The organism is Halorhabdus salina, from assembly GCF_013839425.1.
Lineage (GTDB): Archaea > Halobacteriota > Halobacteria > Halobacteriales > Haloarculaceae > Halorhabdus > Halorhabdus salina.
The window spans coordinates 37,786-63,710 of sequence record NZ_JACDNP010000012.1 but is presented as its reverse complement, the minus strand read 5'-3'; the positions used below and the strand labels follow the sequence as shown (position 1 = coordinate 63,710).

Sequence of the window (25,925 nt, the reverse complement as noted above, 5' to 3'; positions counted from 1 at the left end):
CGTGCTGAAATGTGCCGTCAGAAACGTCGAACTAGCGCTTGACGCCTCTACCCGTGGAAATTAAGCATCTAAACAAGGCCAAAAATCCATAATGAAGGAGAAATCCTCATACCTTTGCTTGCCGATGGACCGTCTTTCGCTCCATATCCAACACCTCAGTCAGATTATGTTCTGATGGCGAGCGGTGGATTCGGTATCTCGCTCCAAAATGGTTCCTCCTATTCCCCGATGTACGTATTAGCATTAATCAACTCCAAATTGCTCTTCTTGTGCCTCCAATCAATCAGCAATGTCTTCAGAGGCGGATATATCACTTGTACCAAACAATATTTTAGAGAACTCCCCATCCAACAAATTCAATTTGGGATGGATGACGAAGACCGAGAGAGCGTGGTAGATGAATATCTAAATGACTACGCTCGCGGCTTGGAAGGCCATTCATTTGGAGAAATGATTGGCAATCTTCGTGACCACCTACGGTCAGAAGAAGAGGGGGTCGTCCATGATGTGCTTGTCCGTCTTGCGCAAGAAATGTCAGGGATGAATAATCAAAAATATGATCTCAATCTCTCCCTCCGTGACCACCTCGGCTCCTACTCAGACGACCAAACCCTCGCCGAAGTCGGCTTGACCCAACCCCCGGACGGCGCGTCCGAGTCCATCCTCACCGAGACCACCGAAACCCGCCCGAACCTCCGCGTCGGCGAGGCCACGGTCGTCCGCGAGTCGCCCACGAGCGTCGAAATTCGCCTGACGGCCCGGTACAAACCGGATGACGAAGACGCCCACGAGACCGACCAGTGGGGCTACACCGAGACCGAGCCACTGGCGGCGCTGGAGATCACTGACCTCACCGAAGCAGAGGCGGACCTGATCGAGCACTTCGTACCCGTCGCCGTCGAGGAGGCGGGTGGGTTCGCGGACTTCCGCGAGACCGCCACGAAGACCAACTCGCTGGTCGATCGCCTGCGAAAGCTGACGTTGCCCGCCGTCAACGACGTGCGCGATGGGCTGGCGAGTTACATCGAGACGAAAGAGCGGGCCGACGAACTGGAAGCGAAGATCGATCGCACTGACGATCTGATCGACGAAATCGTGTATGAGTTATATGGGTTGACCGACGAGGAAATCGAGATTGTCGAGGAAGCGGTGGGAGAGTGACACGATGTCGAGTCGAAACCCTACGGAGCTACGTGACGAACTTCGCGAGATAGCGTACGAAGGCGACGAGGAGACCCTCCTAGAACTGCGTGAGGAGGCCCGGGAAACAGTCGATGCACAGCGAGACACGCTCAATGATATCGACACGAAGGCGAGTCGGATTCTCCGGCTCAATATTGCCCTGATCGGGATTCTCGTCTCTGTGCTCTCCATCGGGACACAGTTGAGCGACGATTCAGGGTCGGGACTGACTGCTATCGAGCCGTTCGTCAATATTTACACGGGTCTGGGGGTTGGAGCACTGCTGTTCTCGACCGCGTTTGCGGCACTGACGTACACAGCTTCTGAACTCGACGTCGGGATCAGTTCCGACAACCTCACCCAACTACTCCGTGCCGACTTCTCACAGGAGGAAGCGGAGGAATTGCTGCTCAAGAACTATGCGATGCGTATTAATTTCAATAGGAGTATAAATATCCGGAACATTCCACTTCTTCAAGTAACGATCGTCTTGATCGTCAGTGCGATCGTTTCGTTCGTGTTGGGTATCTATGCTGGGCTCGTCGGGCAGGTCCCGGTATGGCTTTCCGGCGCTACACTGGCACTGATTGGTGGATTCGTCCTGACCTCGGGGCTGATTCCGCAGACCCGGCGTGCGATCCGTGACATTCGAGAATGGCAGTGACCCAAAGATTATACCGTTCAATGAAGTACAGTGCAACATGAGCACACAGGAACACAGTGAGGAGTCTGACCGGGAGCGAGCCCGGGAGAGTTTACTCCACGGCGGAGAGCGCGTCTCCAAAGGTCGTCAGCGGTCCGACGGTGACGACGAATAGAACTCGCGCAACTGAAGCGTTTTGAGCTGCTGGACATTTTGGGACTGGTTTAACCTCTGGAAGAGGCTGTAGGAGAGTAGCATCCGCTGAACGAAGTGAGGCGGTTCCCCGGACGCGAGCGGTGCGAGGTCGCGGAGCGACCTCGGGAAGCCGAGCGGCGATAGCGCGGAACGGAGTTCCGCGGACCATTCGAGCGGGCCATGCGCGGCGCTACGCGCCGCGAATTCGAGGCGGTGAAACCGCCTCGCAAAGCCCGCGAGAAGACGCCGCGAGGCAGTGAGCGTCCGGATGTTTTTGGTCCAGATTTTTGCAAGTCGAGCGGGACCGAAGGTCCCGCTGACCGTGCGAACGGCGGCGAAGCCGCCGTGAGCAGAGAGCGGTGCGTGAGCGAGCCTTGCGGGGCGAGCGAGCGCACCCGCCGAAGTAAAAAGGTGGGGTGCGGGCCGCAAAGTTTTTTTCCTGTCGGATGATCTGATAGGACAATGAGCCATATTGAAGACGTGCTGGATTCTTTGGCGAGCGATCTGGATGGCGTGGTGCTCTTCAGTCCGGAGGCCGATCTATACGAACAACTCACAGACGACCACGAGGTCGTCGTGATCAGCGCAGAGGACGAGCGGGATGCCGAGCGCTTCGTGGAGTTGCCCGTCGAGTTTTCGGAATTGAGTGATCGAGTGCGCTTTGGAATCGAAGGCGCGCTCGCCCAGGAATTCCTCGGTGAGAACGATCAGGTCCTCTGTCTGGCGACGACGTACGGCGACAGCCTGGATACGGCGATGCGAGTCCGGGCCGGCGAGTTCACCGAGACTGGTGTCTACGATCTGTTCGTCAACTCCAGGGCTGAACCGGGGGTCATCCGGAACGTCGTCGATGTCGCCGTCGAGTTGGGCAAGAAAGGCCAGAAGGGCAAGCCAGTGGGCGCACTGTTCGTCGTCGGTGACGCCGGGAAGGTTATGAACAAGTCCCGTCCGCTTTCCTACAACCCCTTCGAGAAGAGCCACGTTCACGTCGGCGATCCGATCGTCAACGTGATGCTCAAGGAGTTTTCGCGCCTGGATGGGGCGTTCGTCATCTCCGACGGGGGGAAGATCGTTTCTGCCTACCGGTATCTTGAACCCTCTGCGGAGGGGGTTGACATTCCCAAAGGCCTCGGGGCACGGCACATGGCAGCTGGGGCAATCACGCGGGATACCAACGCCATCGCGATTGTCCTCAGCGAGAGCGATGGGCTCGTCCGGGCGTTCAAGCGCGGGGAACTAATCCTTGAACTCGATCCGGAGGAGTACTGATGGTCGATCCGGCGGCAATCATACGAACGATGCTCTCTGAAGAAACGGCAGTCACCGTCGCGATCGCCGTCCTTTTCATCGGAGCGGTCGCCGGCTATCTGGTGTGGCGAACGACGCGGAACCTGCTGGTTCAACTCGATGTCCCGGGGGCGGTCGAAGGGACGGCCTTCGAACGGACAATCCAGAACTTCGGCCTCTCGACCGTCGGCTTGTTTTCACAGATGGCCGCGCTGTTCGTCTACGTGCTTGCGGTATTCATCGCGTTACAGGTCGCACAGATCATGAATGCAGACCTTTTCTGGCAGCGGTTCCCTCAGTACCTTCCGCAACTGTTCATCGCCGCTGTCGTGGTCATTGTCGGCCTGGTGATCGGCGACAAGGTGTCCCTGGCAATCAGCGAGCGACTCAAGAGCGTCAAGCTGCCAGAAGTGACGCTGTTACCTAAGCTCGCCAAGTACAGCATTTTCTACGTGGCCGCACTGATCGCACTGGGGCAGTTGGGCGTGGCGACGATGGCGTTGATCGTCTTGCTCGCTGCCTACGCGTTCGGGCTGTTGTTTTTGAGCGCGCTGGCGTTCAAGGACCTGCTGACGGCGGCTGCAGCTGGGACGTATCTGCTGTTGACTGAACCCTACAGCATCGGCGACGAAGTCGAAATAGACGATCGACGCGGCGTAGTTCAGGAGATTGACGTCTTCGTCACCCATGTCGAGAGTGATGAGGCGGAGTTTATCATTCCAAACCAGCGCGTCGTGCGCTCAGGGATCACCCGGTTCCGCTAGAAGAGTCAGTCCGCGTCCGAGACGACTTCGGCAGGCACGCCGGCTACCGTCGCCCCTGGTGGGACATCCCCAGTCACCAGCGAGTTTGCTGCGACTTGTGCATCAGCCCCGATCCGGACACCGGGCAACACGATTGCGCCGGCACCGATCATCGCTCGTTCGCCGACAACAACCTCGCCCGTTCGGTACTCGTCTTGCAGGTATTCGTGACAGAGTAGGGTCGCGTCGTAGCCGACGATCGCATCGTCTTCAAGGACCAGGCGGTCCGGCCAGAGCATGTCCGGTGTTGCCCCGAACGCCAGGGCGACCCCCTCGCCGACGTCGGCCCCGAGCGCACGGAGCACGACGTTCTTCAGGCGGACGCTCGGGACGAGCCGGAGGAACCAGATGATCGCCGGGACGATGAGCATCCACACCGGGTTGCGCGTCCGGATCCAGTGGCGCAGGGCGTTGCGCGATCCGGGCACGTCGTGTCGTTCGAGGCGCTCGTGGCGCGAAGTGACATCGTCGCTCACGTCCGCGAGTTGGGCGGCGGCCGTCTTGAATGACGCGGGCCCGACTCGTGGTCTCCGTTACCCAGGTGGGAGGTTCAGTCGTCCGCGACGGCGGGCGTTTCCGGGACCGCCGATTCGTCGGCGATCGGTTCGCTCGCCGGCGTCCAGGCGAGTTGACCGTCGTAGTGGAAGACGCGGTGGTCCTGTGTCGGATCGACGACCGAAAGCGAGAGCCAGTCGTTGTCCAGCAGTTCCTGCACTTCTTCGTGTTCGGTCAGCACGTCGGTGACGCGATCGACCGGCGCGTGGACGACCGTCGAGAGACGGAGCGGCTGGTGATACGGGACGTCGTCGGCCGCAAACAGCGACTGGATCGGGAGGCCGGTCATCAGGTCGCCGCCGTTGCCTTGGTAGACGCCGACGTTGCCGACTGGGTTGTGGGTGATCTTCGACCCGCTGCCGTAGACGGCGGGATCGACCGTCGAGAAGTAGTACTGAGCGTTGATCCACTGGGTGACGACCAGTGGCCCCGTCAATATCGCCTCGAGGGCGTCGCCATCGGGGTCCATCGTGTAATCGTAGGAGTGGAGGAACGCACGGCCGTCGAGGTCGCGATCGCTCGTCAGTTCACGGGGACCGATCACGAAGCCGGCGTTGCCCGCTAGCCCCCACTCGGGGCGCGTCTCGGCCCAGTCGGCCGCCCGGCGCTCGATCTCGGTGACGCCCGCGGTCCCGTCAGTACCCATCGATGCGATGCGCTCGGCGGCGCTCCCCTCGCGAGCGGCGGCCAGATCTCTCCGGAGCTTCTTAATATCGGCAGCGTGGCTCTCGGGGACGCTATCGTCGAACAGTTCGATCTCGTCGGTCGTCGTGTTGTGTTCGCCAGCGACGAAGACGGTGTCCTCGGGGATCTCGATACCGCGCTCGCGAAGCGCTATCTGGACTGCATCGTCATTACAGATCGCCGCGAGGACACGGGCGTTCGGGCCACCGGGGTTGCCGGCACAGGCCCCACAGTCCAGGCTCGAATCGTACGGGTTGTTCGTCGTCTCACTGGCGTGCCCGACGAAGACGAACAATCGGCCGAACTGCTCGATGCCCATTAGTTCGAACGCGGTCGCGGCGTACTCGACCTTCTCGTCGTGGGTTAGGCCGACCGGCAGATCGCCGGCGTAGGTGTGCTGGTAATCGACGAGCGGGTCACAGAACTCGTGTTCGCCGGGGACCGCATCGTCGGCGGCGTCGAAAACGTCGTTCAGGCGGCCGGGGACGAGCGTGCGGGCTACGAGCGACAGTCCGTAGCCGCTGCCCGCGTTCTCGACAAAGCCAAAGGCGGTGGCTGGGTTCGTCGATAGGGTCTCGATGACGTCACCGGCAGCCCCACGGAGCCGCGACCAGCGATCATGACTCGCCGTCGCTTCGTCGTCGGTCGGCATCTCGGTGATACGGTGCTGTGGATCGACAATCGGTGGACAGGCGTTGACCGACCGCTCGGCGTCGTAGCCCTGGTACTCCATCGGGACGCCAAAAAAGCCCGCGTAGCCGTGGGTCTCGTAGTCGCCCGTGGCCTCGACGTGCCGGCGGATGACTTCCGAGCGCGTGTCGATACAGAACACCAGTTGGGCGTCTGGCCGACTCGTGGACTTACTTTCGGTGAGTGATTGACTTTCAACAGCGACGCCCTCGACGAGTTCGCTCCGGTAACTCCGCTCCCAGGCCCCGAGGAACGCCGCCGCGATGTCGTCGCATGCGTCGGCCTCGGTGTTTGCCTGGCCGACAGCGGGCTCGATATCGACACCGAAGCCGTCACAGAGCGCGAAGCGGACGGCCAGATACTCCACCAGTGTGATGGGATACATCGACTGCCAGTTCCCCCCGTCTGCAGCACGTTGCTTGATGAACCCGGTCCAGCCGGGCAGGGCCGCCAGTTGTTCCTCGAAGATCGGCACCCACTGGCTCTCGGGGTATTCCTCCAGTACGGCTTCGATGGCATCGCACGGACGCTCGGGAAGGTCGGCGACGATTCCGGTCTCGGGGACATGACTGTCGTGTGAGGCCACTGCACGGAACGCGATATAGAATCCTTCCTCCCGATCAGGCATTGCCCATTCGGCGTGTCCTTCGTCGAGGAACACCGACAGCCATTTCGTCAGGACGTGATCGACGCGTTCGCTCGCGGTGTCGGGTGTTTCCGTCCGGGCCGTCGCATCCATGCGGTCGAGCAGTGCTTCCGGGTCCGCCTCGAATCCCCGTTCGGCGAGTTCGGTCGCCAGCACCTCGCGGTCGATCCGGCCGTCTTCGAGGGCAGTCCGGAACGTTCCCGGATCGGGGTAGCCACGGCCGCCGAGTAGCTCGCCCGCCTGCCGGACTGCCTGCTCGAAGGGCGTATCCTCGAAACCCGACAGCGGGTTGGCCGTGACGAACGAGTGGATCGGCCAGACCGAGCCGACGGTTGTCGCTGCCTTCTCGATGCTGTTTTCGATGGTGTGTTCAGTACTCATTGTAATCCTCCCTGGCAGTCAGCACGGTGCTTGCGGGCGGGTGACTCGCGTTCAGCAATGCCACGTAGAGCCGCCGGCTGCGCTCGTAGACACCTGTCTCGACAGCGAGGTACGCACCGACGAACCCGACGGCGACGATGAGGTGGACAACGGTAAGCTCGGTCGGTGCCGCCACGACCGAGAGGTCGCTCAACATCTCCGAAACGGCCGTGTACACGAGCGCGTAGACGGCGATGGCCGGCAGGAAGACGATCGGGATCGCCCCGTATCGGAACAGGGCCGACAGCGACGAGTTCCCGACGACGCTACGGGTCGCCTGCAGCGTCGTGACGACGACGATCAACACGAGGACGAGGCCGCTGTCGAGGTGGCGGCCTTTGCCCGTCAGGATCGCGAACAGCGCGCCGCCGGCCAGCCCGGTTGCGAGCGTGACCGCGATACCGACGATACCCGGCGAATGCGTGGACTCGTCGCCTGGCGTGGTCCGTTCGATCTCCTCGCCGGCGCTCAGGAAGTGGTGGGCCTTGTAGAACCCGTGGAGGATCAAATGGGTGATCGCGGCCCCGAAGAAGCCGAGGCCGGCTTGCATAATCATAAAGCCCATCTGGCCGACCGTCGAGCAGGCCAGTTTCCCCTTGATGTCCGCCTGGACGGACTTGAGGAGCTTCCCGAGGAGGGCACTGGCTGCGCCCGCCAAGACGATCGAGAACATGACCGCCGGATCGACGGTGAGTACCGGTGCGAACCTGGTCAGTAAGATGCCGCCAGCGTTGACAAACCCGGCGTGCATCAGCGCAGAGGCCGGCGTGGGAGCAGTCATCGAGGCCAGCAGCCAGGTGTGGAAGGGAACGAGGGCGGACTGGATCATCGCCGCGAGGACCAAGGCCCCGGCTGCTAGCAGCCACACCGACCCGCCGAGCCCGTCGGCGGCCGCGGTGATCCCCGAGATCGTCGTCGCGCCCGTCGCCCACCACAGGGCCCCGAGCGCGAGACCGAGCAACCCGCTGCTCGCCAGGAAGTACCGGCGGGCGACGCGTGCGGCCGCCCGAGCCTGTTTCCAGCCATCGACGAGCCCGACGAGTTCCGCCATCACGAGGCCCATCAGAAGCCACAGAACACCGAATGCCAGGACGTGATCGGCCGCGACCAGCCCCAGCACGACCGCCGTGAAGCCGAAGACGGCGACAAAGAACCGCCGTTCGTGGGCGCTCCCGGCCATGTATCGGCGCGAGTAGCTGTGGACGATCCCGCTGAAGAACGTCACGACCACCCACAGCAGGACTGTCAGCCCGTCGATCGCGACCACTTCGGTCACTCGCCAGACATCACTCGTTCCGAGTCGGGCCACGAGCGTGCCGACACTCGCGGTGAACAGCGACCACATGAGCCACGTGAGTGCCGCGGGCACGATCGACCTCGTCGCCGTCGTGTCCGGGAGCGATCCGACCGTCGCGTTCGCGGTGCGTCCTGACATCGTTCGTCCCTCACGACCGTTCCGGGAATCCCCCCACACATTTGGTCCGGTACTGGTCGTTTCTACACCGTTTCGAGAACAGTCTGATTATTAAATCTTGTCTTAGTCACAAACTGTTCGAATACCCTCTATTATAAAACATTATGTTTTCAGGGTGTGGCACGTTCAGTGCGTGACGGACCGGGAGGTACTATTCGAGATGATCCCTCTGTTCTCACCCACGGGGCCACATGGTTCGGATGGCCTGGCGATAGTGACTGCTATCGGTTCACTAGAGAACGGACTGTCAGCGTATGACGTCGTGCTTTGCACCAACGGTCGTTGGCCGGGGACAGCACTTCCGGCGGTAACGTCAGGATTCGTCCGCTGTCGAGACGTCGGGGTCGAACTTGCCAAACGGCGTCGTCTCGTGGGTTCGAACGAGGACCTCGTCGGCCACGGTCAGTCCCATGTCGAGCAGTTCCTGGGCAACGGGCGTGATGTCGCTGTCGGATTCCCCGACTACGGTGACAAGCAGATTCTCCTCACCAGTGACCAATTCCTGGACGGAGACGACGCCCTCGATGGCTAGAACCTCCGGGATCAGGTCCCCGCGTTCGGGGATCGACGCGGTACAGTACAGCAACATCCGGAGCGGATAGCCTGACTGCTGGTAATCGACGCGGGCGCTGTAATCCTTGATCACGTCGTCGGCTTCGAGTCGCTGGATGCGCTTACGAACGGTGCTGTCGGAGGTCCCGGTTCGCTCGGCGATGTCCCCCGAGGACATGTTCCGGGCGTCCTCCTGGAGGGCATAGAGGATCGCCTCATCCACCTCGTCGATCTCCGTTTCGGCCATATCGGTATTGTGCAAGGGAGACACTTACCTTTGTACGTTGCTCGAAGATCCAGCCACCGGTCATATTAGGTCGGCCGATCTGTCATGTACGTTTCGACGTCATCCAGTACTACCCGGCACGCCATCTCCACGGGATAAAATCTCAACGACTATACCACCGGGCAGGTTCCTCACGGATATGCGCGACGTCATCGAATCGCTGCTCGCCGGTAACGCAACCCACGCCGCGGCGTTCGACGACCGGTTCGACACCCTGCAGGACGGACAAAGCCCCGAAGCGGTCACCGTCTGTTGTTCTGACTCGCGTGTCCTGCAGGATCACCTCTTTGGCAACGACGATCCCGGCCATCTCTTCACGTGTGGGAACATCGGGAACCGCGTCGTCCAGCGAACCGACGGCGAGACAGTCGTCTCCGGCGACGTTCTCTATCCGCTGGCACACACCGGGACGGATGTCGCGGTCGTCGTCGGCCATACGGGCTGTGGGGCCGTCACCGCCACGTACGACCACTTGACCGACGGACTCGAAGAACCGCCAGGAATCGAACATTGCGTCGATCTCCTCGCCGACCACCTCGAAGCGGGCGTCGACGCCTTACCCGCCGAGGTCGATCGAGAGGGGGCGATCAACCGCCTTGTCGAGTACAACGTCGACCGGCAGATCGAGTCCCTCGAGGCGAGCGAGCACGTGCCCGCTGAAACAGAACTGGTCGGCGTCGTCTACGATTTCCAGGACGTCTATACCGATCGGCGTGGGGAAGTACACGTTATCAACATCAATGGAGAGACCGACCCGAGAGCGCTTCGAGAATCCTACCCCGAAATCGAGTTACGTATCCGTCGGCTGTGGACGTACTGAACCTGGCGATCCAGATTAGCGCTGCTCCCGCTGCTCAACTTTGTTCAACTCGATCAACAGCCGGAAGATTGCCTTCACGAGGTTGGCGTCGACGTCGAACTGCTGGGCGTTCTCGCCGGCCCGATCCATAACGCGTTGTTCCTGGGTTTCGTCGGTCGTCGGCAGGCCCTGCTCGTCTTTGACGGCCGCAATGGTGTCGGCCACGTAGGTCCGTCGCGCGATCAGCTCGACGAGTTCTTCGTCGATCGAACGGATTTCACCCCGGAGTTCGTCGAGATCCATCTCCTCTGGTGTTTGCTCGGTCGCGTCTTCACGAGTCATGTCGGCTTGGCCCCCATGTTCTGTGTTGTTGTGTACCACGTTCGTCCCTCGCGTTGGGCCCAGATTTCGCGTGCGCGCTCTAAATCTTCCCGGTTCCCGATCGCCGTGACACTCGGTCCGGTCCCGGACAGCGAGACGCCTTCGGCGTGGGCCATCGCCTCGACAATCGGGTCGGGCGAAAAGCCGAGTGCGGCGGCGAAGGCCAGCCCGTTGACGGTCATCGCGCGGGCATAGTCGCCTTCCATAGCCATCTCGGCCACCAGGTCGGCCATCGGCGCGATCTGCTGGCAGCGATCGACATCGGCCTCGGCGCTGTAGGCCCGTTCCGGTGGCGTCCAGACGAGGACGTCCCACTCGACGGGCTCGTGAGCCAGGAGTTCGTCGCCGGTATTGTCCGTCACCGTGACACCGCCGAGCATGCTTGCGCTGGCGTCGTCGAACGCGCCGGTGACCGTCACGCCGACGTCCCTGGCTGCCTGGACACCGATGCGGGCGGCGTCAGCCTTCGAGACCTCGTCAGTCACATCGAGTGCCGACAGCGTCGCCAGCACGGTCGCGTTCGCAGCGGCGCTCGAACTTTTCAACCCCGAGGCGAGCGGGATGTCACTCTCGGTCCGGACTGTCCCACCCTCGCCGTCGCCGAATTCGCTCGTCACGCGTTCGACACAGCGCTCGATCAGGGCTGTATCAGCGTCGGGATCGTCGGCAATCGTCCCCGTAACGCTGTCCTCGCCAGTCAGCTGTACCTCGGCGCGAAGCTCGGTGTCGATGGCAAAGGCCGAGCCCGTGCCCGTCGCGAGGGCGTTCAGGACGGTCCCCGCCGCGGGAGCCACAGCCGTTCCGTTCATGGCGCGAGGGTGGCCGAGGGCGCATATAGATGTGGTGGTTACGCCGCCGAGCAAGCGCGGCGTTTTTCCCCCGTTCGGCCGAAGGCCTGCCATGAGCATCCGCGAGGACGTGCCACCCGACACCATCGGCGTCGAACTGACCGAGGAGGGGGTCGTCGTCGAGTATCTCGACGGGCGAGAAGCGTTCTATCACGGCGTCCCAACTCGCAAGGAAGGGGCAGTCACGACCGCCCCAGGCAAACAGGCTCACGTGCTCGTGACCGATGCAACCGAAACAAACGGCGTCCTCGTCTACGTCAACGATCGGGTCACACACGAGGACATCCTCGAATCGACCGGCGTCGGGCGCGTCCTCCTCGATCCAGGCGAAACGACAACGGTCTTCCCAGGCGTCAGGGCAACGAGTGAATCCCACCGCGTCCGCGTCGAGGCCGAGTTCGACACCGTCGATGGCCGCGTGTTCGTCTTCGAGGAGGACGAAATGGGCGAACGCTCCTTCGAAGTTGTCCCTGAGGAGTGAGCTACTGGATATACGAGGGATCTTCGGCGTCGCAATTGTCCTCGTGCTTTCGGGCATCCTCCCGTTCGTCGAACAACATTCCACACTGCTCGCACTGATACCACGTCATGTCGTCGCGCTGGGTTTGCTGGACCATACCTACTCGTCCGGCGGCCGTGAATAAATGTGTTTTCGTGACATTAGATAGCGTGACACGATACGGTGCTGAGCGGCCGATATCGGTGGGAATTCTCAAGGGCGAGACGCTGTTACGGGACCCATGGTCGCTGTTGAGGAGGGGGTCGACGTCAGTGTCGAGGGCGCGCACAAGCGCGATGCCGGCCGCGGAATCGCCCGGCTCCCCGAATCCGTCCGGGACCGACTGGGCGTTCTGAGCGGTGACTCAGTCGTCATCGAGGGAGAGCGGACAACAGTCGCAAAGGTTTGGCCGGCAGACGAGGACGGCGAGTACGTTCGGATCGACGCCGACACCAGACAGAACGCCGAGGTCACGATCGGCTCGGCGGTCACACTCCGGACAGCCGATCTCGACGCGGCAAGCCAGGTGACGCTTCGCCCGATCGATGCCAGCGTCGAGGGGGACGCTGGCCAGTCGATCGGCGATCGACTCAGAAACACGCCGGTCAGGGACGGCGATCGCGTCACTGTTCCCGAAATCGGCACCTTCAGCGTCGCCGACGTTGACCCGGCGGGGACCGTCCGGATCGAAGATGACACCACCGTGCGCGTCGGCCAGCCGGTCGAATCTGAACCAACCGACCCCGCCGGCGACGAGGAAACAGTGGCGACCGACTCGACCGGGTCCCAGGGCGTCACCTACGAAGATATCGGTGGGCTCGATGACGAACTCGACCGGATCAGGGAGATGATCGAACTGCCGCTGTCTGACCCGGATATCTTCGATCGCCTCGCCATTACGCCGCCGAAGGGTGTTCTCCTATACGGACCGCCCGGGACCGGAAAGACGCTGATCGCCAAAGCGGTCGCCAACGAGGTCGATGCGTACTTCGAGGCCATCTCGGGGCCGGAAATCGTCTCGAAGTACAAAGGCGAAAGCGAACAGCAACTCAGGGACGCCTTCGAGCGGGCCGAGGACAACGCCCCGTCGATCCTGTTCATCGACGAGATCGATTCGATCGCCGGCGCGCGTGACGAGGACAGCGACATGGAAAACCGGGTGGTCGCCCAGTTGCTCACGCTGCTTGACGGCCTGGAAGAACGCGGGCGGGTCGCGGTCGTCGGCGCGACAAACCGGGTCGACACGGTCGATTCAGCGTTGCGGCGTGGTGGTCGCTTCGACCGGGAGATCGAGATCGGCGTCCCCGATCAGACGGGGCGCCGTGAGATTCTGGAGGTCCACACGCGGGGCATGCCGCTGGGAGGGGACGTCGATCTTGATGCACTCGCGGGGACGATGCACGGGTTCGTCGGGGCCGACGTCGCGACAGTCACAACGGAAGCTGCAATGGCTGCACTCAGACGGGAACGCGACGAGCCAGAAGTCACGCGCACGGACTTCGACCGCGCGTTGGCGAGCGTCGATCCGTCGGCGATGCGAGAGTACGTCGCCGAGTCCCCGACTGTCGACTTCACGGACGTGGGCGGTCTCGATGAGGCAAAGGCGACACTCGAAGAAGCCGTCGAGTGGCCGTTAGCGTACGGACCGCTGTTCGAGGCAACGAACACCGATCCGCCGTCGGGCATCCTCCTGTATGGGCCACCAGGAACGGGGAAAACCCTCCTGGCGCGGGCACTAGCCGGCGAAACTGGCGTCAACTTCATCCGGGTTGCGGGCCCCGAGCTACTGGATCGATACGTCGGCGAGAGTGAGGAGGCCGTCCGGGAGGTATTCGAGCGAGCGCGCCAGACCGCCCCCGCGATCGTCTTCCTGGACGAGATCGATGCGATCGCGTCCCGACGCGGTGACGGCCACGAGGTGACCGAGCGCGTCGTTTCCCAGTTGCTGACGGAGCTTGACGCCGCCGCCGAAGACCCAAATCTGGTTGTCCTCGCGGCGACGAATCGCCGTGACGCACTCGATCCTGCGCTGTTGCGGCCCGGGCGACTGGAGTCTCACGTCGAAGTGCCGCCACCGGACCCCGAGGCCAGGCACGCGATCTTAGCCGTCCACGCCGACGGGAAGCCGCTCGGCGAGTCGGTCGATCTGGACACCCTCGCCGCCGACACCGAGGGGTACTCCGGTGCCGATCTGGCGGCGATTCTCCGGGAGGCCTCGCTCGCGGCCATCCGCGAGGTAGCCGGCGAACACGACCCGGCCGCCGCTAACGACTTGGCTGCTGATGTGACGATCACGGCGGATCATCTCCAGGCAGCGCGTGAACGGGTCGATCCGTCGAGCCGGTGACGGTCGGCGTGTGCGCTTCAGTAGCGTCGAGTGGCGACGGAACCGAGGTTGCAACTTTGTAGTTCGGTTCGACGCTGCAACGAAACGAGGACGGGACCGGATGTCCGAGACGCGGGATCAGTCGTCCGGACGACGACGGGGCCTGCACGTCAGTTGTGTGGGTCGGGCGTTCTGCCGGGATGACGAGAAAAGCGTCAAGCCGGCAACTGGGCGTTTGTTACTGCCCTATATAAACCCCTGTATGACGGATAGTCTTGACTGGGCCACTGGTCACGTCCGGCGGTCCGTGAGAGCGAGGACCGACTTCCGGACACGATCGATTTCGCTTGGGTCGAGTGTCCGAACACCTGTTGTGGGTACCGCACCAGCGGCGGCGATTGGGATCCCCACAGGTCGGAGATTGTCCATCGGGTGCCCTCACAGTCCGGCTCGACGTTCGTCTCGACAGCGCCAGGTTCGGTATCGAGTCGTCCGAGTGTTAGTGTTATGATAGGGTGTCGAGATATTCACGGAGACCCGCTTCGAGGTTGTCGAACTCCGCCTCGAGGTTGTCCCGAAAGAATCGTTCGATGCCGGGGATCCGGCCCTCGACCGTGAAGTGGTTCGTAAGTCGCGTGCCGGTCGCCGTCGCTTCGAGTTCGTGTTCGCCCACGACGCGCATCGCTCGTGAGCGGCCAATGAACTTGACAAACTCCGGCGGTCGTCGTTCGACATCCTCAGTCTCGATAGCAATCGTCTGATCGATTACCGGGATCGGCAACGAGAGGTACCAGGTTGCACTCCCGTCACCACCGAGGTCGAAGTCGTCGACGACACTCACGTGGCGTGCGCGGTGTTTCGGATCGGCAATGAATGCCCACACGTCCGCCGGTTCGGCTGGCACGTCAAGCACCCGCTCCAGGCGAATCGCCATAGAACCCTTCCGAGTGCGGGCGGCAAAAACCCGCCGCTAGCTGCGAGTAACGCGCCAGGTTGTCGAACGGGCGCGTCCCCACTTCTCGATGTCGACCTCGTCGGCCTTTTCGGCGAGCTTTGGGAGTCGGACGCCGACCTGCTTGGCCGAGAGACCGATACTCTCGGCGATCCCCTTCGCACGGAAGTACCCTTCGCCACCGCCGACGCGGTCCCGGAGGTACTCTATGATTGCTCGTTCTTCGTCACTGAACTCCGCCATAGGCGTATGTAGGCCGTCCAGCGATAAAAACTCGTCCGTTCAGACGTAGACGTGCCGAGCAGCAACAGCTAGAGATCCCGCCCCAACGGCCACGGCAAAGCCCACGCCAGCAACGAGATGGTCCTCGGCACCGAGCCCCATTGTCAGTGCGCCCCCAAGCGCGAGAACCACGAACAAAACCGTCAACCCGATGCCCTTCTCAGATGCGTTCGACGCGGCCATATCCCAGCGATCGGTCGGAACTGGCTTGTAAGTTTGCCTGCCGGCGGGGAGCCCCGTCATTCGATGCGTACGTGCTCGGAGTCGTCTTTGAGCGCGAGATTCGTGGCAATCTCGGCGTTCCGGACGGCGTACTGGGCCGTCTCCTGCAGAGACACGAGAACTTCCCGTACAGCGAGGACATCTTCATTGCTCATCTCGGCCAGGCCGTCGAGCAAGTCGTCTTCGAGGGCATCGATCTCACGAAACTGTTCTCGGACGTCGATGGCCGTCGTGTGGTCGCGACCGATCGCTGCCTGCACTGCCAGTGCGGTCAAGTCGTCGACCTGCTCGGTAAGATCACGAATCTGCTCCATGGTGTCGGCATCGACGCTGAGGCTGTGGCCCTCTGTTTCCATTGCGATATCTGCGATGTCTTCGGCGTTGTCCGCCGTCAGTTCTAGATTCTTCGCGATCGATCGGTACCCAATCAGCGGAAAGCTGTCGTCTAAGCCGATCGCCTGAGCAAAGTTCGGGTTCTGATAGGCGGTAAAGATCAACCGCAATACGAGGACGAAAATCTTGTTAGCCTGCCGTTCGCGGTTAAGCGCCCGCTGGGCGAGATCCGGATTCCCCAGCGTCAGGGCTTTGACAGCCTCGTTTCGCATCGTCGAGCCCGTACTCTCTAACCGTTCGAGCAAGTTATCTATCGTGAAGTCGCTCGGGTCGACCGAGCAGCGAATCGAGATCCGTTCGGGCGTCTCCTCGATGACGCCAAGGCCCATCAACTGTGTCTCGGCGTTGTAGACTGCGTTGATGTGTGCACTGGCGAGCGTCTCGCCCTCGTCGGCTTCGACGTTGATGACCCGGCGACCGAGGACGTACTGGGCGACGATTGCCCGCTCGACTGCATCGGCATCCAGCGACGAGGCATGAATTGTGGCCTCTGATCCTCCCGAGGAAACGGAATCCGGAAGAACTGTCAGCGTTCCGTTATCACCGACACGAAGCGACAGCTCGTCGCCTTTCTGGACATCGGTGTCGCTCGTCCAGGCCGCCGGGAGCGTCATCGCCAGCGTCGATGGCCCGAGTTGCTGGACTTTGCGTGTATCCATACACATCTGTAGGCATTCACACTTCCTTAAGTTTGTGAATAGTAATTTGGATGGGCTAGATCAAGTCAGAGAATCTATTAGGAAGAGTGGTTGTCAAGCCGGCTAGTCAAATCCATAATGGAGGCTCTCGCGGACCGAGCGCCAAGACGTGAGACACACTTAGACAATCTGTATAAATCGGCGCTCGCGTCGCCCGACACGGACACGCTGCCACCCACGAAGCGTCTTGTCAAGTTCGGGATCACCCGTGTCGACACGTAACACGCCCAGGCCGTCCAGCTTCCGGCGCGAGGCAACGAGTTCGATGTCACACGCTCGAAGGACATCGGGCGAAAGTTGCTGGTTGCCCCGCCCGAAGACGAATCCCTGGCCGCCGATCGGTGAGACGATCACGACATTGCGGTCGCCAAGTGCATTCAGAATTGCCGACTGGCCGCCATCGCGGACGAGGACCGTCCCGTCACGCCAGACGTCGACACCGAGCGGCGACGGATCGATGTCAAGTGCTCGTTCGATCGCTCCGAGGGTACTGCCCGGGCCAAAGACGTAGGTCGTTCCCGGATCGACCTCCTCGGCGACGCCCGCCGCCAGCGTGTCGACTGTCCCACCGGCCCGTTCCTTTGGTGACTGGCGTAACTCGGCGACCGGCGTCAGCGCGGTGGTTCGCAGTTCAGGGACGACCTCCCCGCGTCTGAAGGCGTCTTCGTCGAGATCCTGCAGGTCAGCTCGCTCGACCGCCGTGAACGTCGCCGCGATCTCGCCGGCCACCGGTGGATCGACAGCAAAGACGCCCGAGTAGACTTTTACCCCGGCGGGGACGCCGAGTAAGGGGACATCCGCTTCCAGCCCCGCGAGGGTTTCGGCCACGTCGACTGCTGTGCCGTCACCGCCCACAAAGAGAACGACGTCAACCTCGGCGGCGACGAACGCGGCGACTGCTCGACGCGTATCCGCCGCCGTCGTCTCGCCAATGCCCGCCAACTGTCCTGCTGCCGGGTGAGAGACGACGATGGGATCCAAGCCCGCGTTTCGGGCCACGTCGGCACCCATCACTCCCTCGACAGTGACGACTTCCACGTCGTGAGAAGCCAGTACATCAAGAGCCTGGCGGGCGCGGTCCGGTGCCCGTGGCACTGCGCCGCGCTCTCGGGCGGCCACAAATTTCTCATCAGTCCCCTTCAACCCCACACGGCCACCCATGCCGGCGATCGGGTTAATCAGAAAGCCGACGCGTCGCATCGACTGGGATTACGGGAGTCAGCGAGAAAAGCGCGCGGGTCGAGACGGTGTTACTGGTTCCAGGGGGCAACGTCGAAGTCGAGGTGTCGGTCCTCCCGCTCGATCGCATCGATCGTCGCGACGTCCTCGGCGTCGAGGTCGAGATCGAGACTCTCGAAGTTGTCCCGAATGTGACTCTCGCTGGTGGCCTTCGGAATCGGGTAGGCACCCGTCTCGCGCAGCCACGCAAGGCTGACCTGAGCCGGGCTGACGTCGTGTTTCTCGGCCACCTCGACGACCTCAGGCACGTCGAAGACGTCACCGCGCGCCAGCGGCGAGTAGGCCACGAGGTTGTAGTCGTGTTCGTCGGCGTGAGCCTGCAACTCGTCTTGCTGAAGGAGCGGGTGCATCTCGACCTGGTTGGCGAACAGCGGTGCGTCAAGGATCTCCAGGGCCGCCTCGACGTTGAACGGCTCGAAGTTCGAGACGCCGACGTTCCGAATAAGGCCTTCGTCGTACAGGTCGTCGTAGGCGGGCAGCGTATCCTCGGGGTCGTAATCGCCAGTCGGCCAGTGGACGTACAGCAGGTCCACGTAATCGACACCGAGCCGTTCGAGGCTGTTGTGTGCCGTCTCGATGACGCCATCGTAGGTCAGACTCGTCGAGGAGGCGTGGACTTTCGTCGCCAGGAAGAAGTTCTCACGGTCGACATCTGCCTGTGCGATTCCCTCGCCGACGGCTTCCTCGTTGCCGTAAATTTCGGCCGTGTCGATGTGCCGATAGCCCATCTCCAGGGCCGTTCGAACGCTCTGTGCACACTGCTCGGGATCTTCGTTCTGCCAGGTTCCGAGTCCGATGTCGGGTAGCTCTGTCATAGAAAAACCTAGTGATGGAGTGGTTTGGATGTTTCTATCTACGTCGAGAAATTACGTCACAAATAACAACCTTCGACAATCTCTCCCCAGGTCGACAGCGTTACTTGTCGTCCTCGTCGTTCTCACTTTCGTCAAACTCGAAGTCCTCGCTATGCTCGGACTTCGAGACACCGCGAATCGGAGATTCGCGAGCCCAAGACGAAGACGACTTACACTCGTTTCACTCGTCCTCGTCGTCTTCGTCTTGGACCTCTTCGAAGTCAGCGTCGACGTACTCCTCGTCGTCGCCAGCACCCGCGCCGGCGGGACCGCCGGCACCAGCGGGGCCACCAGCGGCACCGCCCATGCCACCCATGCCGCCGGGGCCGGCCGCGCCGCCCGGTCCACCAGCACCAGCCGCGCCTTCAGCGGCCTGTTCCTGGTACATCTGCTTGCCGATCTCCTGCAGGGCCTCGGTCAGTTCCTCCGTGGCGCTCTCGTAGTCCTCTTTCGTCGCGTCGTCGTCTTCGAGGGTCTCCTCGACGGTCTCGATCTGGGCTTCAATGTCCTCCCGGAGGTCGTCGTCGATGTCGTCCTCGTTCTCCTCGAGCAACGTCTCGGCCCGCCGGATCGCGGCCTCGGCCTCGTTGCGGGCCTCGATGCGCTCGCGGCGCTGCTGGTCTTCCTCGGCGTGTTCCTCGGCTTCTTCCTGCATCTCTTCGATCTCCTCGTCTGAGAGACCGACGCCGCCTTCGATGGTGATCTCTTCGGAATTGCCCGAGCCCTGGTCTTGGGCACTCACGTTGACGATGCCGTTCTCGTCGATGGAGAACGTGACTTCGATCTGGGGCGTGCCGGCCGGCGCCGGCGGAATCCCCGAAAGCATGAACTCACCCAAGAGCTCGTTCTCTTCGGCGATCTCGCGTTCACCCTGGAAGACGCGGATCTGGACCGAGGTCTGGTTTGCTGCGGCCGTGGTGAAAATCTTCGACTCCTCGGTCGGGATCGTGGTGTTCTTTTCGATGAGTCGCTCGAAGAGCCCCCCCTTGACCTCGACACCAAGCGACAGGGGCGTCACGTCGAGCAAGACGATGTCGTCGACATCTCCTGAGAGGACCCCACCCTGGATCGCTGCGCCCAGTGCGACGGCCTCGTCGGGGTTGACGTTCTTCTTTGGCTCTTTGCCGGTGAGTTCCTCGACTTGCTCTTGAACTTGTGGCATCCGGGTCGAACCACCCACGAGCAGCACCTCGTCGATATCGGATTTCGAATAGTCGGCATCTGCCAGGGCCTGTTCGGTCGGTTCGACGGTCCGCTCGATGAGGTCTTCGGTCAGGCTTTCGAAGGTCGCCCGGGTAATATCCTTCTCCAAGTGGACCGGCCCGTCGTCGGTCGCCGTGATGAACGGCAGGTTGATCTCCGTCTCTTTCCGCGAGGAGAGTTCGATCTTGGCCTCCTCGGCGGCGTCTTTTAGCCGCTGGAGGGCCTGGCGGTCCTCGCGGAGATCGATCCCGTGTTCGTCTTCGAAGTCCTCTGCGAGCCAGTCGATAACTGCCTGGTCCCAGTCGTCGCCACCGAGGTTGTTGTCCCCGTTCGTCGCGACGACCTCGTAGACCCCGCCACCGAGATCGAGGATCGAGACGTCGAAGGTTCCCCCACCGAGGTCGTAGACGAGGACGGTCTGGTCGGACTCGTCGTCCAGGCCATAGGCCATCGACGCCGCGGTCGGCTCGTTGATGATCCGCTCGACCTCGAAGCCGGCGATCTCGCCGGCGTCTTTCGTGGCCTGGCGCTGGCGGTCGTTGAAATACGCCGGCACCGTGATGACGGCCTTCTCGACGTCCTCACCGAGGTACTCCTCGGCGTCGCGTTTGATCTTCTGGAGGATCATGGCCGAGACCTGCTCGGGCGTGTACGCCTCGCCGTCGAGTTCGACGGTGTAGTCCTCCTCGCCCATGTGACGCTTGATGGACTGGATGGTTTCGTCAGGGTTCTTGACGGCCTGATTTTTCGCCGGCTTGCCGACGAGTTGCTCGCCGTCGTCAAACGCGACGACAGAGGCCGTCGTCCGGTCGCCCTCGCTGTTGACGATGATCTCCGGGTCGCCACCCTCCATCACTGCAAATGCGCTGTTCGTCGTCCCCAGGTCGATGCCAAGGATCTTGTTGCTCGCCATGTTGGGAGCATCTACCGGCTTGTCCCGGTTAAACATTACTAGACAGGCCGAACCACGTTCCTAATTCATCCCTTCGCAGTCGTGCGATTAGGGACGAGAGGGGCGTTTGCAGTCGGGGGTTTTATACAGAAGTTCCACCCTACCCCTGGTCGCTCGAATTGGTGGTGTCGTCGTGTGCTTCGGTTTCGTTGTCCGAACCGTCGCTGACGGCTACCTGGGCGGGTCGCAAAACTTTCTCGGCCATCACATAGCCGGGTCGATGGACGTCTGCGATCGTGTCTTCGGGGAGGTCTGCATCGATCCGGGCCAGTACCTCGTGGTGTTCGGGATCGACTTCGTCGCCGGGTTCGGGTTCGATCGGTTCGACGTTTTCCCGGTCGAGTTCAGTCTCGAACTGGGTGAGCGTCGACGCAACGCCGTCCCGAAGAGCCTCGGAGTCGTCCTGCTCGAGTGCGCGCCGAAGGTTGTCACGGACGTCGAGCAATCGGCTGACGAGGTCCTCGGTGGCCCGCTGTTTTTCCTCCTCGCGTTTGCGCTCCATGCGCTTCTTGAAGTTCTGGAAATCCGCCTGCTTGCGTTTGAGCCGAGAGGTTAGATCTTCAATTTCCGCGTCTTTGTCCGCAACAGTTTCAGTCAGCGCCTCGGTCTCCTCACGGAGATTTTCGATGGTGAGTCTGGACGCCGCAAGTTCGTCTGCCAGTTGGTCTGCGGTGGCGTCCTGTACTTCTTCGAGCAGTTCCTCACGAAGTGAGGCGACCGTCGGTTCGTCGTCTTCCGGGCTAGTGGCATCGTCCCCGCTCGCTTCATCGGCGGGATCGGCGTCTCCTGTTGTCGTTTCGTCGGGGTCCTGCTCGGGCTGAGTCATGTGAAATACGTGCCTGTCTGCGGATAAAAGGGTTGAGAATTTCCGCTTGCCAGCCTGTTGCTCTCCCCTCGGGACGACTGTTCGAAGGCGCTGTGAATTCCAACAGAACGAGACTCTTAGCCCACACAGTGTGTCAGTTCCGCCCCGACATCCGGATCGATCTTCACGACGGCAAGGACACAGCCCTGACAGCGCTACTTCGCCTTGCTGCCGGGATCGATGACCGTGTGGGCAGCCCTGGTGAACTCGCTGGTTCTGTCACAGTGTGGATCGTAGCGGTCGGCCGCGTCTGACAGATTGCTGCTGTGGGCTGTCACGCTTCTCAGCGTTCAGACGTTGATCACCGTCGCCCGGAAATTAATGGCGACGCAGCCCCTGGGATTCCCAATGTCACTGTACACGGGCCGCGGCGACGACGGCGACACCGACCTGCGAACCGGCGAGCGCGTCTCGAAAACCGATCCGCGGATCGAAGCCTATGGGACTGTCGATGAACTCAACGCGACGCTCGGGATGGTTCGCCCGACCGGCTACGACGACGTCGACGACACACTCGCCGAGATACAAAACCACTTGCACGTCCTCCAGGCGGAACTCGCAAACCCCGCTGCTGGGGTGGACGGTCCGACGATCGACGCCGAGCTCGTGACTGCTTTGGAAACGAAGATCGACGACGCCGACGAGGAAGTGCCCCCGCTAGAATCGTTCATCCTGCCCGGCGGGTCACCGGCCGGCAGCAGCTTACACCACGCACGCACTGTTTGCCGCCGGGCCGAGCGGCGTACTGTGGCGCTGACAGGAGAGTTCGCCGCGGTGAGTAGCGAAGCAATGACGTACCTAAATCGCCTCTCAGACTTGCTATTTACCCTCGCTCGACTCGTCAACCACCGGGACGATGTCCCCGAAGCGTCGCCGACCTACTGACTGGTACCGCCACAACGGCTATATTCGTTGTTCTCGGACAGTCAGCGATGACTGAGCACTTCGAAGACACACAGTACCACTCACACGCGCCGGCGAGACAGCAACGAAAGGCGTCGAGGAAGACCTCGATAAGTCTCGAAGGGATCCTGGCACAAGCCGGGGACAAAATCCAAAGAAGCGATCATCGTGGTCCAACGGAAGATCGAAGGCGCTCGAGCGAACAACGGGGGGTCGTTGCTCCTGCCCGTTCGCGCCGTTCATTGAGAGGGCAACTGGGCCCCGAAAGACGAGAGATTCTCGAATTCTCAAACCAGAGGCAGATATATTACCGCTTCAGACCGACATAGTGTATGATAGAATCATCGTCGATCGACGTGTTGCTCGTCGACGACAGTGGATTCTTTCGGACTATCGTTTCGGATAGACTCGCTGATTCGGAGACGCTATCGGTTCGAAAGGCCAGTTCCGGGCCGGAGGCCCTGAAGGTGTTGGAGCAAGAAGCTGTCGACTGCGTTGTGAGTGACTTCGAAATGCCGGAGATGACTGGTCTCGAACTGTACGAACGCGTCGAATCGAAGTACGGGTTGCCTTTCGTGTTACTCACGGGCCAGGGCGACGAAGAGACCGCTAGCCTGGCAATCGGGGCCGGCGTCGACGACTACTTGCGGAAAGAAGAGATCGCAGAGGGCGGACAACTGGACCTGCTCGTAAATCGGATCCGCAACGTCGTCGCACAGCGCCAGGCACGCCAGAAGTACGAACTGCTGGTGAACAACACGCCCGACGAGATTTCACAGGTCGGTAACGACGGGACGATTCTGGCAGCCAACGAGGCGACAGCACGGTCGTTCGATACGACACAATCTGCGCTGGTCGGGCAACACCTGACGGAGATCCTGCCCAAAGAGACCGCAGCCGGGCGCTTAGAAGAGGGCCGAAAGGCCCTCACGATCAGTTCGGCAGTGACATTCCAGGACAGTGTCGGGTATCGGTATTTCCACAATATTGCCGTGCCAGTGAGCGTCGGCAGCGACACGGATTCGTTTCAGTTGATTACGCGGGATATTACGCAACAAAAACGGCATGAGCAGGAACTCGAGGCACGGACCGAGAAGTTAGCGGTCATCAATCGGCTGGTCCGTCACGACATCAACAACGACATCCAGTTGCTCATCGGGTGGGCTGATGGTCTCACCGACCACGTCGACGACGAAGGCCAGCATTACTTGGCGCGCATCCAGCACACGTGCGACCACATTTCAGAGTTGACGACGATTGCGCGAGACTTCGTCGAGTCGATCGGGAGCGACACTGATTTGGAGTACTCAAGCGTGAATCTGAGCCACGTTCTCGAGTCTGAAGTCCAGAAGGCCGAGCGGCGACACGAGCGACTCGCCGTCTCGTTCGACGGCGAGGTTCCGAACGTCTCCGTCAAGGGGAATGAACTTCTGTCGTCGGTGTTCGGCAATCTCCTGAGCAACGCTGTCCGTCACAACGACGGGAACGAACCACGGGTAAACATCCGCGTCGAAGACAGGGAGACGGACGTGGAGGTCCACGTCGCTGACAACGGCCCCGGTATCCCCGAGGCGAATATCGAGGGAATCTTCGGCAAAGGTGAGATGGGGCCTGCGAGTCCCGGAACCGGGATCGGTCTCTACCTGGTCCACACCATCGTCGATCGCTTTGGCGGACACGTCGACGTCGAGAATGCGGCGGATCGGCCCGAGTCCAGGGATGTGACTGGAGACGACGGTTCGACAGGCTGTGTGTTCACGGTTGCTCTCCCAAAGCAAGCCTGAGTCCTCGGTGTGGGAGGGAAGGTAGACCTTGTTGCAGGAATTGCTGGCGAAGGCCGTATCGTCGCCGCTTCGAACCAACGATACCCGTCGGGATCGGAAAACAACTGTTAAGTTGGGTGCTGGATAAGGCTGGCATGTCCGGGTTGGTGATCTAGTCCGGTTATGATACCTCCTTCACACGGAGGAAGTCGGCGGTTCAAATCCGCCCTAACCCACTAATTTTGCGCCGAACAATACCGTGAGGCGCAAGTTTGTCTGTTGGGGCTGATTTGAAGCAAGGAGCGGGAGGTGAGCGAGCGGAGCGAGCGAATGGGAGCGACTGCGGTTCAAATCCGCCCCAACCCACTGAGTGTTACGACGCTCAAAGATAGGCCGCGTCCCAACGGGTAGGTTTTCGTGTATTCCCACAAGCCTCACACTCGATGCGGCCCATCGCGTCCATCGCGTTCGCGAGGCGACCACAGTTATCGCAGTAGTAGCCGTATCGGGCTGACCGATCTGGGTCGGAGTAGACGATATGGAATGGTGCTTCCGACCCACCTTCCGATTCGTCGTGATCGACGTAGACCGTCTGCTCGCCGGATTCGAGCGGTTCCAGGCCAGTTGCTTCAGCGACGTAGCGATATTCGACGTGACTGCGGCCCCCGATGTCGATTTCGGTTCGGCCGACTCGTTCAAAGCCGTGTGATTCGAAAAACTGCGTCCCATCCTGGTTGTTCGCCAGCACGCGCCCCTGGACACTGGCGGCGTCGGCTGCATCGAGGCGGTCAAGCGTCGTTTCGAACAGCGCGGAGCCGATGCCTTCCCCCCGATACTCAGGATCGATGTGCAACCAAAGTAACAGCGCGTCACGGCCGCGATCTTCTTTGTCCGTCACCCAGGGCCGGTCAGCAGTCAGCGTACTTTCGGAAAACCCGACGATTTGGCCATCCCGGTCGGCGACCAACAACATTCGCTCGTCTGACGTGACGCTTTTGGTCAACTGGGCTTCGTTGTACCACTCTTCGATGCCGCTCGTGATTGTCTGGGGACGCAACGAATAGGACGCCTGCAACGATCGGCGTGCGACGTCGCGAATCGCTGGCTTGTCAGCTTCTCTCGCGGTACGGATCTCCATGGTAGTCATTGTGGGACGTTCCCTCTTAAGCCAACCGGCGCGCTCAAGCGTGAGGAATACCGCAGATCGTCTCACCTAGAAGTATCAAATAACACAGCAGATGGGCGAGGTGGCAGGGGCAACGACAGGGGTGTTCGCACGCTCCTGTCGGGGTCGTAACGCTAAAGAGTCGAAACCACGTCTTTCCGGGC

General features: G+C 61.5%; 24 protein-coding genes, 1 tRNA gene and 1 pseudogene. 10 read left to right on the top strand and 16 right to left on the bottom strand.

What is annotated here, in order from left to right:
- Window positions 1-231: 231 nt before the first annotated feature.
- From HZR20_RS12965 to HZR20_RS12950, 4 genes and pseudogenes are all read left to right on the top strand, one after another.
- Window positions 232-1,161 (top strand): annotated as a pseudogene (locus HZR20_RS12965) (Eco57I restriction-modification methylase domain-containing protein); the annotation flags it as partial.
- Between the two features lie 4 nt (window positions 1,162-1,165).
- Entirely contained in the window at window positions 1,166-1,846 is a 681-nt protein-coding gene (locus HZR20_RS12960) for a hypothetical protein (RefSeq protein WP_181687161.1), read from the top strand.
- Between the two features lie 636 nt (window positions 1,847-2,482).
- Window positions 2,483-3,289, top strand: a complete 807-nt coding sequence (gene dacZ / locus HZR20_RS12955) for a diadenylate cyclase DacZ (protein ID WP_181687160.1) — start codon at window positions 2,483-2,485, stop codon at window positions 3,287-3,289.
- On the top strand, window positions 3,289-4,071 hold the full coding sequence (locus tag HZR20_RS12950; RefSeq protein WP_181687159.1) for a mechanosensitive ion channel domain-containing protein: 783 nt from the start codon (window positions 3,289-3,291) through the stop codon (window positions 4,069-4,071). The genes dacZ and HZR20_RS12950 overlap by 1 nt, the downstream gene beginning before the upstream one ends.
- A gap of 5 nt (window positions 4,072-4,076) precedes the next feature.
- Here the strand turns inward: HZR20_RS12950 and HZR20_RS12945 are convergent, their stop codons facing one another.
- The 4 genes from HZR20_RS12945 to HZR20_RS12930 form a co-directional block, all read right to left on the bottom strand.
- Window positions 4,077-4,586 (bottom strand): acyltransferase, encoded by a 510-nt coding sequence (locus tag HZR20_RS12945; protein ID WP_181687158.1) that lies wholly within the window; start codon window positions 4,584-4,586, stop codon window positions 4,077-4,079.
- A 74-nt stretch (window positions 4,587-4,660) separates the two neighbouring features.
- On the bottom strand, window positions 4,661-7,066 hold the full coding sequence (locus tag HZR20_RS12940) for a DUF2309 domain-containing protein (protein ID WP_181687157.1): 2,406 nt from the start codon (window positions 7,064-7,066) through the stop codon (window positions 4,661-4,663).
- The gene (locus HZR20_RS12935; protein WP_181687156.1) at window positions 7,056-8,540 is read right to left on the bottom strand and encodes a proton-conducting transporter transmembrane domain-containing protein; all 1,485 of its coding nucleotides are present in this window, start codon (window positions 8,538-8,540) and stop codon (window positions 7,056-7,058) included. Before HZR20_RS12935 ends, HZR20_RS12940 begins: the two co-directional genes overlap by 11 nt.
- A gap of 352 nt (window positions 8,541-8,892) precedes the next feature.
- Window positions 8,893-9,378 (bottom strand): Lrp/AsnC family transcriptional regulator, encoded by a 486-nt coding sequence (locus HZR20_RS12930; protein WP_181687155.1) that lies wholly within the window; start codon window positions 9,376-9,378, stop codon window positions 8,893-8,895.
- Between the two features lie 178 nt (window positions 9,379-9,556).
- Between HZR20_RS12930 and HZR20_RS12925 the strand changes: the two genes are divergently transcribed.
- Window positions 9,557-10,237: a carbonic anhydrase gene (locus HZR20_RS12925; protein ID WP_181687154.1), complete on the top strand. Its 681-nt coding sequence runs from the start codon at window positions 9,557-9,559 to the stop codon at window positions 10,235-10,237.
- 15 nt (window positions 10,238-10,252) lie between these two features.
- Here the strand turns inward: HZR20_RS12925 and HZR20_RS12920 are convergent, their stop codons facing one another.
- Together HZR20_RS12920 and HZR20_RS12915 are read right to left on the bottom strand one after the other, a co-directional pair.
- Complete coding sequence (locus HZR20_RS12920) at window positions 10,253-10,558, bottom strand: chorismate mutase (protein ID WP_181687153.1); 306 nt, start codon at window positions 10,556-10,558, stop codon at window positions 10,253-10,255.
- On the bottom strand, window positions 10,555-11,406 hold the full coding sequence (locus HZR20_RS12915; protein WP_181687152.1) for a shikimate kinase: 852 nt from the start codon (window positions 11,404-11,406) through the stop codon (window positions 10,555-10,557). The genes HZR20_RS12920 and HZR20_RS12915 overlap by 4 nt, the downstream gene beginning before the upstream one ends.
- Before the next feature lie 91 nt (window positions 11,407-11,497).
- Between HZR20_RS12915 and HZR20_RS12910 the strand changes: the two genes are divergently transcribed.
- Entirely contained in the window at window positions 11,498-11,926 is a 429-nt protein-coding gene (locus tag HZR20_RS12910; protein WP_181687151.1) for a DUF5796 family protein, read from the top strand.
- Window position 11,927: 1 nt separating this feature from the next.
- On the opposite strand, the gene HZR20_RS14655 is transcribed toward HZR20_RS12910, so the two are convergent.
- The gene (locus HZR20_RS14655) at window positions 11,928-12,062 is read right to left on the bottom strand and encodes a DUF7128 family protein (RefSeq protein ID WP_258560446.1); all 135 of its coding nucleotides are present in this window, start codon (window positions 12,060-12,062) and stop codon (window positions 11,928-11,930) included.
- Window positions 12,063-12,185: 123 nt separating this feature from the next.
- On the opposite strand from HZR20_RS14655, the gene HZR20_RS12905 reads away from it, so the two are divergent.
- Window positions 12,186-14,291, top strand: coding sequence for an AAA family ATPase (locus HZR20_RS12905; protein ID WP_181687150.1), 2,106 nt, complete (start codon window positions 12,186-12,188; stop codon window positions 14,289-14,291).
- A 484-nt stretch (window positions 14,292-14,775) separates the two neighbouring features.
- On the opposite strand, the gene HZR20_RS12900 is transcribed toward HZR20_RS12905, so the two are convergent.
- The 8 genes from HZR20_RS12900 to HZR20_RS12865 form a co-directional block, all read right to left on the bottom strand.
- A complete protein-coding gene (locus tag HZR20_RS12900; protein ID WP_181687149.1) occupies window positions 14,776-15,204 on the bottom strand; it encodes an SRPBCC family protein in 429 nt (142 codons plus the stop codon).
- A 36-nt stretch (window positions 15,205-15,240) separates the two neighbouring features.
- Window positions 15,241-15,465 carry a DUF7123 family protein gene (locus tag HZR20_RS12895; protein WP_181687148.1) on the bottom strand — a complete coding sequence of 75 codons (225 nt, stop codon included), beginning with the start codon at window positions 15,463-15,465 and terminating at the stop codon, window positions 15,241-15,243.
- 39 nt (window positions 15,466-15,504) lie between these two features.
- Complete coding sequence (locus HZR20_RS12890) at window positions 15,505-15,687, bottom strand: DUF7525 family protein (RefSeq protein WP_181687147.1); 183 nt, start codon at window positions 15,685-15,687, stop codon at window positions 15,505-15,507.
- Between the two features lie 56 nt (window positions 15,688-15,743).
- A complete protein-coding gene (locus HZR20_RS12885; protein ID WP_181687146.1) occupies window positions 15,744-16,778 on the bottom strand; it encodes a PhoU domain-containing protein in 1,035 nt (344 codons plus the stop codon).
- 159 nt (window positions 16,779-16,937) lie between these two features.
- Complete coding sequence (locus HZR20_RS12880) at window positions 16,938-18,017, bottom strand: ATP-NAD kinase family protein (protein ID WP_181687145.1); 1,080 nt, start codon at window positions 18,015-18,017, stop codon at window positions 16,938-16,940.
- Window positions 18,018-18,067: 50 nt separating this feature from the next.
- Entirely contained in the window at window positions 18,068-18,871 is an 804-nt protein-coding gene (locus HZR20_RS12875; RefSeq protein ID WP_181687144.1) for an aldo/keto reductase, read from the bottom strand.
- Between the two features lie 220 nt (window positions 18,872-19,091).
- Complete coding sequence (gene dnaK / locus HZR20_RS12870) at window positions 19,092-21,026, bottom strand: molecular chaperone DnaK (protein WP_181687143.1); 1,935 nt, start codon at window positions 21,024-21,026, stop codon at window positions 19,092-19,094.
- A 139-nt stretch (window positions 21,027-21,165) separates the two neighbouring features.
- Window positions 21,166-21,891 carry a nucleotide exchange factor GrpE gene (locus HZR20_RS12865; protein WP_181687142.1) on the bottom strand — a complete coding sequence of 242 codons (726 nt, stop codon included), beginning with the start codon at window positions 21,889-21,891 and terminating at the stop codon, window positions 21,166-21,168.
- Between the two features lie 387 nt (window positions 21,892-22,278).
- On the opposite strand from HZR20_RS12865, the gene HZR20_RS12860 reads away from it, so the two are divergent.
- The 3 genes from HZR20_RS12860 (at window position 22,279) to HZR20_RS12850 (ending at window position 24,832) form a co-directional block, all read left to right on the top strand.
- The gene (locus tag HZR20_RS12860) at window positions 22,279-22,815 is read left to right on the top strand and encodes a cob(I)yrinic acid a,c-diamide adenosyltransferase (RefSeq protein ID WP_181687141.1); all 537 of its coding nucleotides are present in this window, start codon (window positions 22,279-22,281) and stop codon (window positions 22,813-22,815) included.
- A gap of 350 nt (window positions 22,816-23,165) precedes the next feature.
- On the top strand, window positions 23,166-24,617 hold the full coding sequence (locus tag HZR20_RS12855; protein WP_181687140.1) for a response regulator: 1,452 nt from the start codon (window positions 23,166-23,168) through the stop codon (window positions 24,615-24,617).
- A 140-nt stretch (window positions 24,618-24,757) separates the two neighbouring features.
- A tRNA-Val gene (locus HZR20_RS12850) sits at window positions 24,758-24,832 on the top strand.
- A gap of 146 nt (window positions 24,833-24,978) precedes the next feature.
- On the opposite strand, the gene HZR20_RS12845 is transcribed toward HZR20_RS12850, so the two are convergent.
- The gene (locus HZR20_RS12845) at window positions 24,979-25,734 is read right to left on the bottom strand and encodes a GNAT family N-acetyltransferase (RefSeq protein WP_181687139.1); all 756 of its coding nucleotides are present in this window, start codon (window positions 25,732-25,734) and stop codon (window positions 24,979-24,981) included.
- Window positions 25,735-25,925 lie beyond the last annotated feature (191 nt).

What these genes read in the sequence shown, in the direction of transcription:
- HZR20_RS12935 (WP_181687156.1), bottom strand. Translation starts at nt 8,540, where the DNA reads ATGTCAGGACGCACCGCGAACGCGACGGTCGGATCGCTCCCGGACACG.
- HZR20_RS12930 (WP_181687155.1), bottom strand. Translation starts at nt 9,378, where the DNA reads ATGGCCGAAACGGAGATCGACGAGGTGGATGAGGCGATCCTCTATGCC.
- HZR20_RS12940 (WP_181687157.1), bottom strand. Translation starts at nt 7,066, where the DNA reads ATGAGTACTGAACACACCATCGAAAACAGCATCGAGAAGGCAGCGACA.
- HZR20_RS12960 (WP_181687161.1), top strand. Translation starts at nt 1,166, where the DNA reads ATGTCGAGTCGAAACCCTACGGAGCTACGTGACGAACTTCGCGAGATA.
- HZR20_RS12925 (WP_181687154.1), top strand. Translation starts at nt 9,557, where the DNA reads ATGCGCGACGTCATCGAATCGCTGCTCGCCGGTAACGCAACCCACGCC.
- HZR20_RS12950 (WP_181687159.1), top strand. Translation starts at nt 3,289, where the DNA reads ATGGTCGATCCGGCGGCAATCATACGAACGATGCTCTCTGAAGAAACG.
- HZR20_RS12885 (WP_181687146.1), bottom strand. Translation starts at nt 16,778, where the DNA reads ATGGATACACGCAAAGTCCAGCAACTCGGGCCATCGACGCTGGCGATG.
- HZR20_RS12900 (WP_181687149.1), bottom strand. Translation starts at nt 15,204, where the DNA reads ATGGCGATTCGCCTGGAGCGGGTGCTTGACGTGCCAGCCGAACCGGCG.
- HZR20_RS12860 (WP_181687141.1), top strand. Translation starts at nt 22,279, where the DNA reads ATGTCACTGTACACGGGCCGCGGCGACGACGGCGACACCGACCTGCGA.
- dnaK (WP_181687143.1), bottom strand. Translation starts at nt 21,026, where the DNA reads ATGGCGAGCAACAAGATCCTTGGCATCGACCTGGGGACGACGAACAGC.
- HZR20_RS12915 (WP_181687152.1), bottom strand. Translation starts at nt 11,406, where the DNA reads ATGAACGGAACGGCTGTGGCTCCCGCGGCGGGGACCGTCCTGAACGCC.
- HZR20_RS12895 (WP_181687148.1), bottom strand. Translation starts at nt 15,465, where the DNA reads ATGGCGGAGTTCAGTGACGAAGAACGAGCAATCATAGAGTACCTCCGG.
- HZR20_RS12880 (WP_181687145.1), bottom strand. Translation starts at nt 18,017, where the DNA reads ATGCGACGCGTCGGCTTTCTGATTAACCCGATCGCCGGCATGGGTGGC.
- HZR20_RS12865 (WP_181687142.1), bottom strand. Translation starts at nt 21,891, where the DNA reads ATGACTCAGCCCGAGCAGGACCCCGACGAAACGACAACAGGAGACGCC.
- HZR20_RS12890 (WP_181687147.1), bottom strand. Translation starts at nt 15,687, where the DNA reads ATGGCCGCGTCGAACGCATCTGAGAAGGGCATCGGGTTGACGGTTTTG.
- HZR20_RS12910 (WP_181687151.1), top strand. Translation starts at nt 11,498, where the DNA reads ATGAGCATCCGCGAGGACGTGCCACCCGACACCATCGGCGTCGAACTG.
- HZR20_RS14655 (WP_258560446.1), bottom strand. Translation starts at nt 12,062, where the DNA reads ATGGTCCAGCAAACCCAGCGCGACGACATGACGTGGTATCAGTGCGAG.
- HZR20_RS12855 (WP_181687140.1), top strand. Translation starts at nt 23,166, where the DNA reads ATGATAGAATCATCGTCGATCGACGTGTTGCTCGTCGACGACAGTGGA.
- HZR20_RS12920 (WP_181687153.1), bottom strand. Translation starts at nt 10,558, where the DNA reads ATGACTCGTGAAGACGCGACCGAGCAAACACCAGAGGAGATGGATCTC.
- HZR20_RS12875 (WP_181687144.1), bottom strand. Translation starts at nt 18,871, where the DNA reads ATGACAGAGCTACCCGACATCGGACTCGGAACCTGGCAGAACGAAGAT.
- HZR20_RS12845 (WP_181687139.1), bottom strand. Translation starts at nt 25,734, where the DNA reads ATGGAGATCCGTACCGCGAGAGAAGCTGACAAGCCAGCGATTCGCGAC.
- dacZ (WP_181687160.1), top strand. Translation starts at nt 2,483, where the DNA reads ATGAGCCATATTGAAGACGTGCTGGATTCTTTGGCGAGCGATCTGGAT.
- HZR20_RS12905 (WP_181687150.1), top strand. Translation starts at nt 12,186, where the DNA reads ATGGTCGCTGTTGAGGAGGGGGTCGACGTCAGTGTCGAGGGCGCGCAC.